Annotated in this window: 11 protein-coding genes; 5 read left to right on the top strand and 6 right to left on the bottom strand. The window is 63.1% G+C overall.

Going from position 1 to position 10,039, the window contains the following annotated elements; translation table 11 throughout:
• The 3 genes from RMO81_RS02705 to RMO81_RS02695 form a co-directional block, all read left to right on the top strand.
• Nucleotides 1–672, top strand: a 672-nt coding sequence (locus RMO81_RS02705) for a CDP-alcohol phosphatidyltransferase family protein (RefSeq protein ID WP_310474191.1), incomplete at its 5' end; no start/stop codon positions are given.
• Between the two features lie 286 nt (nt 673–958).
• Nucleotides 959–2,581: a long-chain-fatty-acid--CoA ligase gene (locus tag RMO81_RS02700; protein WP_310474192.1), complete on the top strand. Its 1,623-nt coding sequence runs from the start codon at nt 959–961 to the stop codon at nt 2,579–2,581.
• 22 nt (nt 2,582–2,603) lie between these two features.
• A complete protein-coding gene (locus tag RMO81_RS02695; RefSeq protein WP_310474190.1) occupies nt 2,604–3,254 on the top strand; it encodes a hypothetical protein in 651 nt (216 codons plus the stop codon).
• Between the two features lie 18 nt (nt 3,255–3,272).
• On the opposite strand, the gene RMO81_RS02690 is transcribed toward RMO81_RS02695, so the two are convergent.
• Genes RMO81_RS02690 through RMO81_RS02680 form a run of 3 tightly spaced genes read right to left on the bottom strand, consistent with a single transcriptional unit; the run spans nt 3,273 to nt 5,096 of the window.
• On the bottom strand, nt 3,273–3,605 hold the full coding sequence (locus tag RMO81_RS02690) for a tRNA-binding protein (RefSeq protein WP_310474189.1): 333 nt from the start codon (nt 3,603–3,605) through the stop codon (nt 3,273–3,275).
• Between the two features lie 20 nt (nt 3,606–3,625).
• On the bottom strand, nt 3,626–4,708 hold the full coding sequence (locus RMO81_RS02685) for a PA0069 family radical SAM protein (RefSeq protein ID WP_310474188.1): 1,083 nt from the start codon (nt 4,706–4,708) through the stop codon (nt 3,626–3,628).
• Nucleotides 4,686–5,096, bottom strand: coding sequence for a DUF3224 domain-containing protein (locus RMO81_RS02680; protein WP_310474187.1), 411 nt, complete (start codon nt 5,094–5,096; stop codon nt 4,686–4,688). The genes RMO81_RS02685 and RMO81_RS02680 overlap by 23 nt, the downstream gene beginning before the upstream one ends.
• Before the next feature lie 189 nt (nt 5,097–5,285).
• Between RMO81_RS02680 and RMO81_RS02675 the strand changes: the two genes are divergently transcribed.
• A complete protein-coding gene (locus RMO81_RS02675) occupies nt 5,286–7,490 on the top strand; it encodes a patatin-like phospholipase family protein (protein WP_310474186.1) in 2,205 nt (734 codons plus the stop codon).
• Between the two features lie 6 nt (nt 7,491–7,496).
• Here the strand turns inward: RMO81_RS02675 and RMO81_RS02670 are convergent, their stop codons facing one another.
• Nucleotides 7,497–7,964, bottom strand: coding sequence for a hypothetical protein (locus RMO81_RS02670; RefSeq protein WP_310474185.1), 468 nt, complete (start codon nt 7,962–7,964; stop codon nt 7,497–7,499).
• 3 nt (nt 7,965–7,967) lie between these two features.
• Complete coding sequence (gene moaB, locus RMO81_RS02665; RefSeq protein ID WP_310474184.1) at nt 7,968–8,495, bottom strand: molybdenum cofactor biosynthesis protein B; 528 nt, start codon at nt 8,493–8,495, stop codon at nt 7,968–7,970.
• Nucleotides 8,496–8,560: 65 nt separating this feature from the next.
• On the opposite strand from moaB, the gene RMO81_RS02660 reads away from it, so the two are divergent.
• Nucleotides 8,561–8,941 carry a VOC family protein gene (locus RMO81_RS02660; protein WP_310474183.1) on the top strand — a complete coding sequence of 127 codons (381 nt, stop codon included), beginning with the start codon at nt 8,561–8,563 and terminating at the stop codon, nt 8,939–8,941.
• 3 nt (nt 8,942–8,944) lie between these two features.
• Here RMO81_RS02660 and RMO81_RS02655 read toward each other — a convergent pair.
• A partial coding sequence (locus RMO81_RS02655; RefSeq protein ID WP_310474182.1) for a lytic transglycosylase domain-containing protein occupies nt 8,945–10,039 on the bottom strand: 1,095 nt, incomplete at its 5' end.

Raw genomic sequence — 10,039 nt, 5'->3', positions numbered from 1 at the left:
GTCGTGCTGGCGGCCGTGCTGGACGGGATTGATGGCCGGATTGCCCGGTTGCTGAAGGGCACCAGCCGCTTTGGCGCCGAACTGGATTCGCTGTCAGACGTGACGGCTTTTGGCGTGGCCCCGACGCTGATCATGTATCTGTGGGCCCTGCAATATTTGCCGGGGCGCTTTGGCTGGGTGATTGCGCTGGCCCAGGCCATTGCCTGCGCTCTGCGGCTGGCGCGCTTCAACGCGCAGATCGATGCCGAAGATCAACCGCACAAGCGACTGGGTTACATGACCGGCATTCCGGCACCGGCCGGCGCCGGCCTCGTCCTCACGCCGCTCTATATCCATTTCTGGCTGGCGCCGCCGTTTCTGGACGATCTCACCACCCGGGCCAGCTTGGTGGCGGTGACGACGCTGATCGTCGCCTTCCTGATGGTTTCGAACCTGCCCAGCTTTGGCTTTGGTGCCCTGCGGCTGCGGGCGGCGTGGCGACTGCCGGCCCTGGCTGCGATTGGTCTGTTTGCCGGGGCCTTGTTCACCGATCCCTGGCCTATGCTGACGCTGGTCAGCATTGTCTATGCCGCGTTGATTCCCTTGGCCGTGCGTTCTTACGCCCGGGTGAAGGCGCGGGAAGGGGCAACCCGGACTGCGGCCCGCGAAGACGGCATCCAGCCGCCGCCCTGAACCGGCTGCCCGCGCAGGGCGTCGATCAATACCAGACGGGCATCGCCCAGCATCAGCGCCACCAGCGCCCAGGCGGCCATGCAGGCCATCAGCATCAACAGCATTGTCATTGTCGCTTCCCTTCGGCGAATCGTTCTGATGTTCTATGTCTGTTCTGCAGCTATGTTCCTTTTCTGTTCCGATCGTCAAGCCCCTCTTTCGCATCAAGGCGGCCAAGGTTATGACTGAAGCCAATCGCATGCTGGCCGGGGAGGCCGGCGACGCACGCAGGCTTGGGGAGACGTCGATGCACGGAACGATGCAGGATTGGCCGTTGCTGGTAAGCAAATTGATCGATCACGCCGCCATCTATCATGCCGGCCGTGAGATCGTGTCGCTGAGCTGCGAGGGGCCCAAGCATCGCACCAACTGGGCGCAGGTGCGCGGCCGGGCCAAGCAGGTGGCGGGCGCCCTGCGGCGACTGGGGATGCAGCCCGGTGACCGCATTGCCACCCTGGCCTGGAACACGTGGCGCCATGTCGAAAGCTGGTACGGCATTTCCGGCATGGGCGGCGTGGCCCACACCATCAACCCGCGCCTGTTTGAAGAACAGATCATCTATATCGCCAACCATGCCGAAGACCGGGTGCTGTTCTTCGATCTCACCTTTGTCAAACTGGTTGAGAAACTGGCGCCAAACCTCTCCACTATTGAGCATTTTGTTCTTCTCACCGACCGTGCGCACATGCCGGTGGAATCAAGCTTGAACCTGCTTTGCTATGAGGAATTGCTGGCAGCGGAAAGCATGGACGAGCCGTGGGCGGACCTGCCGGAAAACGCGCCCGCCGGCCTGTGCTACACCAGCGGCACCACCGGCAATCCCAAGGGGGTGCAATACAGCCACCGCTCCAACGTGCTGCACGCCATGGCAGCGGCCGCCACCGACACGTTCGGCATGGGGGCCGGCACGGTCGTGCTGCCGATTGCGCCGATGTATCACGCAAATGCCTGGTCGATCCCCTATGTTGCCGCCTTGACGGGCGCCAAGCTTGTGATGGGCGGCCCCAATTTCGATCCGCCGACGCTGCACAAGCTGATTGTGGATGAAGAAGTGGACCTGGCGCTGGCCGTGCCAACAATCTGGATGGGCATGATGCAGCATCTTGAGAAAACTGGCCAAACCCTTGGCAAATTGAACAGAACAGCCATAGGTGGTTCAGCGGTGCCGCGCGCCATGATCGAAGCCTATGACAAATTAGGCGTGCGTGTGTTGCAGCTGTGGGGGATGACGGAAATGTCACCGCTCGGCACCGTTGGCGCTGGTATTCCAGAAACAGAATCAATGGATTATCAGCAACAGCTTGATGTACGTATCAAGCAGGGCCGTGGTATTTTTGGTGTCGAGATGAAGATCGTCGATGACGAAGGCACCGAGCTGCCGCGCGACGGCGTTGCTTTTGGCCGGCTGCTGGTGCGCGGGCCGTGGACGGTGGCCAGCTATTTCAAGGGCGACGGCGCATCGGCGTTCGAGGATGGCTGGTTCGACACCGGTGACGTCGCGACGCTTGACCGCTTGGGCTATATGCAAATCGTCGACCGGGCCAAGGATGTGATCAAGTCGGGCGGCGAATGGGTGTCGTCCATTGATTTGGAGAATGTCGCCGTCGGCGCGCCGGGCGTGGCGGAAGCCTGCGTGATTGGCGTGCACCACCCGAAATGGGACGAGCGCCCGCTATTGCTGGTGGTGCCGAAGGAGGGCGCCGCTGTGAGCAAGGACGGTGTGCTGGCCTATCTCGACGGCAAGATCGCCAAATGGTGGACGCCGGATGATGTGCTGGTCGTGCCCAGCCTGCCGCACACCGCCACGGGCAAGCTGCTCAAGGTGGCGCTGCGAGAACAGTATCGGGATTACAAGCTGCCGACTGCTTGAACCACAACCAAGGTGAAGTGCAGTGATCAAGCCAGCAGATATTTTCATCGGCCTGCGCGATGTGTTCGGCTTTGTCATTCCAGGTATCATTTTTTGTGTGGTGGTGCTGCTGTTCGGACCTGATTTCAATGGGTTCGCACGAAAAGTTAGCGCAGAAGGGCTGGGCACGGTCTGTCTGATCGGCTTTGCCTATTGCTTCGGGCATGTTTTCAACGCGATCGGCGCCCTTGGTCTAGATCTGGTCTATGATGCTGTGAAGCCATGGCTCAGTCGCTACAAGCGTTTTGAAAGTCTGGAGGCATTCGGTGCGGCGACCGATCCCTTCAAGAACCGGATTCTTCAGCAGCATGGGGCTTCAGTTGATCTGGCCGAGTCGTTCACACGGGTCAGTTTCTGGATGGATTATCTTCGCCTGACCTCGCCTGTCGCCACCGCCGAGGTGGAACGGGTCGAAAGCATCGAGAAATTCCTGCGATCGCTCAGTGTCGCCGCCCTGTGTGCTGCACCATTGGTTGCATTGCCCTGGAATGGCATGTCCAGTCTTGCGGCATTGGGCGGGGCGATCCTGGCAGCCGTCATCAGCTTCGGGCTGTTTGTAAAGTTTCGGCTTGAACGCACTTACCGCGTTCTCAAATTCGCGCTGTTGACCACCAAGGTAACGGCGCTGCCATAACGCCCTTTTGTGGGGGCATCAGTGCATCCGCCCACCGTTTCCAACCGGATGATCCGGGCCGAGCAGCACCACAGCGCCTTGCTCGTCGGGCAGGCCGAGCACCAGAACTTCGCTTATGAACTTGCCGATCTGCCGGGGCGGGAAATTGGTGACGGCGATGACCTGGCGGCCGATCAGGCGTTCCGGCGTGTAGTGCACGGTGATCTGCGCCGAGCTTTTCCGCACGCCGATCTCAGGCCCGAAATCGATGACGAGCTTGATGGCGGGCTTGTGGGCTTCCGGAAACGGCTGGGCATCGATCACGGTGCCGGCGCGAATGTCGATCTTCAGGAAATCATCGAAGCTTATCATGGCATTGTTGTGCCAGAGGATCAGAACAGGTCAAGCTGGTCGCTGGGCGGGCGGAACTGGCTGCAATCCAGCGGAATGCGGTCACGGCTGAGGCCGTGAACAGCGCAAGCCTTGTGAAAGCGCTGGCGCATCAGCGTGGCATAGGGGCCAGCCGGCTGGAAGCGGGCGAAGAAGCGCGGATCATTGTCCTTCCCGCCGCGCATATCGGCGATGTGGTGCATGACGCGGGCAGCGCGATCGGGAAAATGGACGCTGAGCCAGTCGCGGAACAAGGGTGCGACCTCAAAAGGCAGGCGCACGGGGATGGAGTAAGCGCCCACGGCGCCGGCATCCGCTGCTGCAGCCACGATGGCTTCGATTTCGTGATCGTTGATGGCCGGAATCATCGGCGAGAGCGAGACAAACACCGGCACGTCGGCCTGGGTCAGCGTCTGGATGGCGGCGAGGCGACGTTGTGGAGTGGCGGCACGGGGTTCCATGAGACGGGCGAGGTGAGGATCGAGCGTCGTCACGCTGAGCATGACGGCGGCGAGGTTGCGGTGCGCCATGGCAGCGAGGATGTCGAGGTCGCGGCACACGCGATCGGATTTGGTGGTGATGGTGACGGGGTGGCTGCAATCATCAAGAACTTCAAGAATTTGGCGGGTGATCTTCCAGTCGCGTTCGATGGGTTGATAGGGATCGGTGTTGGTGCCCAGCGCGATCGGCTGGCACTGGTAACTGCGTTTGCCGAGTTCGGCCTTCAGCAGCACCGGCGCATCAGGCTTGGCAAACAGCCGGCTTTCGAAATCCAGGCCGGGAGACAGATCGTGATAGGCGTGGGTGGGCCGGGCAAAGCAATAGACGCAGCCATGTTCACAACCGCGATAGGCATTGATTGAACGATCAAACGGGATATCGGGCGACTGGTTTCTGGTGATGATGCTGCGCGGGCGTTCCACTGTTACCGTGGTGCGCAGCGGCGGTGGTGGATCGTCCACAACGCTGGCGTTATCCAGCCAATTGCCATCGGTTTCGCGGGTGGCGAGCCCAAAGCGTGAAGGCACATCGTTCAGCGTAGCGCCGCGGCCGCGTGCCGGTTCAGGGCGAAGCGGGGAGTTCATAGCGGAGCGTGTAAAAATGCTGCCGGTTTTCGATACGGATGACCATCGTGCCGCTGATGCCAGCCAGCGCGCCGGTGCCGGAACCGGGCACGACCACAATGTTCAGCTGCTGCCCGCCGGCGGCCATGGTGCCATTGTGTTGCAGGGCAAAGCCGCCGTTGCGACCGGCCAGCGTGGCGGCCACCACCTCCATCGCGACATAACCGGCAATGCCTTTGGCCGGATCGCCGGCGCTGAGCATCACGCCGCGGCTGGTACCGGCCAGATCGCCGCTGAACCGTTTATCAAGGCTGTGCTGGGCCGCCCCGCCGGGTGCGGCTGGCAGCGCAGTGAGGGCAACAGTGAAACTGCCGCTGGCTTCGCTGGCGGCGGCGCTGGTGCTGATCATGGCTGCAATTGCCAGGGCCGTGCCGAATCGGATTGCCACATGATTTTCCCCGCATTTTTCAAACACGCAGAACATAAATAGAACAGGTTGATCGCGCAAGCTGGAATCGATCTGGGGCTGCGCGCGTGTTGACGAATGACATCCGGCTTGTCCGTGCGTAGGAGAAAGGGACGTCAACGGGGGCCGATCGTGCGCGCTGTCATCATCTGTCTGTTCAGTTTTCTCCTGTGCGCGCCAGTGTGGGCGCAGGCACAGTCTCAGGCCCCGGCGCGGCCGCGCATCGGGCTGGTGCTGGGCGGCGGCGGTGCCAAGGGCTTTGCCCATATCGGCGTGCTGGAGGAATTGGAACGCCGGCGCATTCCGGTGGACGTGATTGCCGGCACATCGATGGGGGCGGTGGTGGGCAGTATCTATGCCACCGGGCGCACAGCCAGCGACACGCGCCGCATTGCCGAAACCATCAATTGGGTGACGCTGTTCGATAATTCGCATAAGCGTTCCGAACTCAGCTTCCGGCGCAAGCGCGAGGTGCGCACAGAGCTTCTCGACGCGCGGCTCGGGCTGGAAAATGGCAAGCCGGTACTGCCGCGCGGGGTGCTGAGCGGGCAGAAGCTGTTTGCCACACTGCAGGAACTGCTGGCGCCGTGGCGTGCCACTGAGAATTTCGATGCGCTGGCGACGCCGTTCCGGGCGGTGGCCACCAATATTGTGACGGGCCAGGCCGTGGTGATGGGCAGCGGCAATCTGAGCACGGCGGTGCTGGCGTCGATGTCGGTGCCCGGCGGCTTTGCGCCGGTGACGCGCGAAGGGTTGCTGCTGGTAGACGGCAGCATTTCCGACAATCTGCCGGTGGATGCGGCCCGCGCCATGGGTGTGGACGTGGTGATCGTGGTTGACGTTGGCGAGCCGCCGAAAGCCAGTGCCGACAAGATCAACAGTGCTGTCGATGTATTCTCGCAGATGCAATCGCTGCTGGGCTGGGAGGCGATCCGACGTCAGCGCCAATCGATGCAGGGCCGCGATGTGCTGATCGATCCCGATATCACCGGGCTTTCGGTAACCAGTTTCGACAAATCGATCGAGATCATGCAGCGCGGTCGGGTGGCGGCGCAGGCGCTGGCGGCGCGGCTGGATGCATTGTCGGTATCACAGGACGAATATGCGGCGTGGGCAGAGGCGCGCAAGCAGCGGGCGCGCGCCGAACCGATCCGCATTGCCAGGGTGACGGTGAACAACCAGTCGCGCCAGCCCACCGCCGAGATCGAGCGCTTGATCACCACCCGTGCTGGTAACACGCTGGATGGCGTGCGCATGAAGCGTGACGTGACGGCGATCTATGAACTCGATGGCTTTGATCGGGTGGATTACCAGATCAACCTGGATGCCGATGGCAACACGCTGCAAGTGAACACGGCCGGTGCCAAGGGCCGCGATCGCTACCTGATGGCCGGCATGCTGCTGTCCAGCGATTTCGGCCGGGCGGCGGTGTTCGATCTGGCACTGGGCTATACCGATCTCGATTTCCTTGGCACCGGCGCGGAATGGCGCGGCTTTGTCCGGGTGGGCAATGATGTGCTGCTCGATGTCAGCCTGTTCAAGCAGTTTGGGCGGTTTTTCGTGGAGCCGACGGCCAGTTATCAGCGCAATTCGGCGCTCGTGCTCAATCAGGGCGGCATCGTGCAGAATGGCAATTTCTCGGCGGCGCGCGCGTCGGCCGGGGTGGATGGTGGCATCCTGTTTGGCAACCGCGCCGAATTTCGGGTTGGCGTCCGGTTGGGCGGAGTCAATCCGCAGGGCAATGCCGCCGCCTTTGGGCTCGATCCCGGCTGGACCACCGACAACAACTGGCGGGTGGGCTTCACGGTCGACACGCTGGACAATGTCACATTTCCGCGTCGCGGTGTGTTTGCCCAGGCGCAACTGGTCAATCATGTCCGGGCGCTGGGCGGGCAGTTCAGCCGCGATAATATCAATCTGCAATTCACGCAGGCGTTGCCCGTGGCGGCCAACACCATTTTGGTTGCCACTGGGCGACTGGGGCTGACCACCAATCGGACCAATGATCTGCTCGGCGATTATCTGCTGGGCGGCTTCCTCAACCTGTCGGGCCTGCAGCGCAACAGTCTGTTGGGCCAGCAACTGCTGTTCCTGCGCGGAGTCGCCTATCACCGCATCAGCCAGAAGGCGCCAATCCTTGATCTGCCCATCTATATTGGTGCCAGCGTCGAGGCGGGCAATGTCTGGCGTGATCCCGGCGATGTTTCGCTGGGCAGCCTGCGCACCGGCTTCAGCGCCTTTGTGGCGGCTGATACGCTGATCGGCCCGGTGTGGCTGGCCTATGGCAACAGCGAGGGGTCGAGCACCATCTATCTGGTGCTGGGCCGCACCTTTTGAGGCAATTCAGGCCGCGACATTTCCCGATCCTTGCGTGGTTTGGGCCAGCGCTTCGCGGGTCAGCACTTCGCGGCGCAGGGCGCGGGCATCGGCCAGGGCGTTGTGTGGCAGGGTGCTCATGGTGGCGGTGTCGAAACCCGGCAGGTTGATCAGGTCGAAACGCACATGGGGCACCATGCGGCGGCCCTTGTGCACCAGCATCGCTGCGGCATGGGCGATGTCTTCTGGCCAATCGGCCACCAGCACCGGGTTCGGATCGGCGGCGAGATAGGCAGACAGGCCGGCCACCACATCCGCCCGGCTTTGGGCGGCGGCGCCCAGTTTCGGCATCACATTGGCTTCCACCCAGCGTTGCGGGCGGTGGCAAGGCAGCACGGCATAGAAATCGCCATGGCCTTCCACTTCCGGCACCAGCGCGATGGAAATCAACGGGCCGTCGAAGCCGTTGAATTCGCAATCGAGGAAATAGCGCACCGATCAGCGTTCCCTGAGACGCGGGATGAGCTCGACAAAATTGCACGGCCGGTGGCGGGCATCGAGCTGGGTGGCCAATATGCCGTCCCAGCCATCCTTTACGGCCCCAGTGGAGCCGGGCAGGCAGAAGATATAGGTGCCGCGCGCCAAGCCGGCACAGGCGCGGGACTGGATGGTGGAAGTGCCGATGGACTGAAAGCTGAGCCAGCGGAACAATTCGCCAAAGCCGGGGATGGCTTTTTCCATCACCTGATCCAGCGCTTCGGGGGTGACATCGCGGCCGGTGACGCCGGTGCCGCCGGTAGTGATGATGACGTCCACACCCGGGTCGTCGATCCACGCATTCAACTGCGCGACGAGCACTGGCACCTCGTCCTTGATGATGGCGCGGGCGGCGAGGCGGTGGCCGGCAGCGCTGAGCCGGGCCACCAGCGTATCGCCCGACGTGTCGGTGGCGGCGACGCGGGTGTCGCTCACCGTGGCGACGGCGATGTTGAGCGGCACGAAGGAAAGCGACTCATCGATGGACATGAAATACGTTAAGCTGTTCCATGCCGCCTTGTCATGGTGGCAGAACGGCGAAGGGGAGGACGGCGATGGCCCAGGTGATGGCAATGATCTGCGTGACCGACCGGGAACGGGCGCGGGCGTTTTATCGCGATGTGCTGGGGCCGGTGTTCGCCATAGGCGCGCCGGCGATTGATCCGTTCGGTGATCAGTTTGCGTGCGGCGATGGTTTTATCCGGCTGACGGCCCTGCCCGATTGGGCGCCCGGCAAATATCCGGTGCTGGGCTGGAAGGTGGCTGATGCCGGCGCGGCGGTGGCCGGGCTGGTGGCGGGCGGTGTCGAGATGTTGGTCTATCCGGGCTTTGGTCAGGATGCACAGGGCATCTGGAACTCGCCCGACGGCGGTGCCCGCATCGCCTGGTTCAACGACAGTGACGGCAATCTGCTGAGCCTGACGCAGCAGCGTTGAATTTCACTTGCCGCCGGCCACGGCGCGATCGTCGCTGGGCCAGGCTTCGGGGGTGAAGCTGCCGGGTTCGGGGCGGGGGCGGATGGGCAGCGGGTCGCGCTTTACGGCCAACTGGCCGCCGATGCCGGGCAGGCGCGGCCACAGGCCCGCTGCGATGGCGTCCATCGAAGCCGGCGTCTGGCCGTCGCGCAGTTCATACATCCACAGATTGCGCAGCACGATTTCGACATAGTGCCGGGTCTCGCGATACGGGATGGATTCGATGAACAGCAGCGGATCGCCTTGATCATCCAAAGTGCGATTCCACGTCTGCACCGAACCGGGCCCGGCGTTATAGGCGGCAATCACCTTGGGCAGCAGCCCGGCGGTCAGCCCCATGCGGCCCAGCACTTCCAGATAGGTCTGGCCCAGTTCGAAATTATAAGCCGGGTCGGCCATGTCGCCCACCACGCTCGCCGCATCGGGGGTTTCCCTGGCGATGCGGCGGTTCATCAGATCGCGGGTGTCGGGCATCAGCTGCATCAGGCCCTTAGCGCCGGTGCGGCTGGTGGCGGTGGTGATGAAGGCCGATTCCTGCAGTGCGTGGGCAAAGGCCAGGCTGCGCGGTACCCGCCAGCCGCGGAACGGCACCCATTCAGGCGCTGGGTAACGCGCCGACAGCGGCGCTTCGAGGCCCACCGGCGGCCGAGTGGCGAGGCTGTATTGCGTCGCCGGCAGATCGAGCCGGGCAGCCAGGCGCAGGATCGCGGGATAGGCATCCGCCGGTGCCGTGGCCGCCAGATGGCGCAGTTCCCGATCGGCCAGGCCCAGTTGGCCGATTTCCACCAGTGCAGCGGCGCGGCGGGCACCGGCGACGTCTTTCAGATAATTCCAGTCCGCCGTGATGAAATCGGGTTCGCGCCAGTCCAGACCCTGATCCACCCCCAATGATCTGCGGGCCAGCAGGCCATAGAAACTGGCCACCGATGTTGCGGCCTGTTGCAGGCGCGCGGTGCGATTGGCGTCGTTGCCGGCCAGGCCCCAGCTGCGCCCGGCCCAGAAGGCGGCGGCAGCGCGGGTATCATCGCGGCCCATCTTGACCAGATCAAAGGCTTCGGC

The organism is Sandarakinorhabdus sp. (assembly GCF_031422795.1).
Taxonomy (GTDB): Bacteria; Pseudomonadota; Alphaproteobacteria; order Sphingomonadales; family Sphingomonadaceae; genus Sandarakinorhabdus.
This window is presented reverse-complemented; position numbering and strand designations above follow the sequence as displayed.